A 965-nucleotide genomic window follows, 5' to 3' on the forward strand; every position below is an offset into this window, starting at 1 on the left:
CGCCTATGTCACCTGGCATGACACCGAGCCGCCGCTGCTGGCCAAGGTGACCGACGAGTCACTGAAGCTCGGCGACACCGTCAGCTTCGAGCTGCCGGTGACGCAGCTGCATGCCTTCCTGCCGGATGGCGAGGCGCTGGTCCGCACCGCCGTCCACTGAAAAACCGGTCATGGTGCCGGTATCCAAACGTGAGCACGGTGAAAGGTGGCTTGTACGGAGCCCGGCGCGAGCGCTTCGGTGATGTAATCGGGTGCCGTTCTGGCAGGACCCCGGGTTTCATCGTCCATGCGTGTGGTAGCCGTCATCAATCGCAAGGGAGGCAGTGGCAAGAGCACGCTGGCAACCCACCTTGCCGGCTATTGCGCCCGCCAAGGGCTGAAGGTGATGCTCGGCGATGTCGACCGGCAGCAGTCGTCGCTCGCGTGGCTGAAGCGCCGCACCGAGCAGCCGGTGGCCCAGGGCGCCCCGGTGGTCGGTTGGGCCGTCGACCCGCGCAGCGTGCTGCGCCCGCCCAGCGGCATCAGCCACGTCGTGATCGACACCCCCGGCGGCCTGCGCGACAGCGAGCTGGCGCGGGTCGTGATGTATGCCGACATGATCGTGATGCCGGTGTGCCATTCGCTCTTCGACCGCGAATCCGCGGCTGCCTGCTACGAAGAACTGCGCACGCTGCCGCGCGTGGCCAGCGGCCGCTGCAAGGTGGCGATGGTCGGCATGCGGCTCGATGCGCGCACCAAGGCCGCCGAGCAGATGGTGGAGTGGGCGGCGCAGGCGAATTTCCCGTACCTCGGCGCGTTGCGCGAGACACAGGCCTACGTGCGCTGCGTCGAGCAGGGCGCGACGCTGTTCGACCTGCCGCCCGCCAAGGTCGAGGCCGACCTGGCGCAATGGAAGCCGATCCTCGCGTGGGTCGAGAAGGCCTGGCAGGAGGCGGCGAAGGCCGACGTGGTGGCCCGCGCCGCGG

Annotated in this window: 1 protein-coding gene; it reads left to right on the forward strand. The window is 68.8% G+C overall.

The genetic code is table 11. From position 1 onward, the window contains the following. Nucleotides 1-286: 286 nt before the first annotated feature. On the forward strand, nt 287-965 hold a 679-nt coding region (locus tag AC1DXV_RS35005), incomplete at its 3' end, for a ParA family protein (protein WP_477938098.1).

The sequence above is a fragment of the Rhizobacter sp. P3_C12 genome (genome assembly GCF_056402735.1).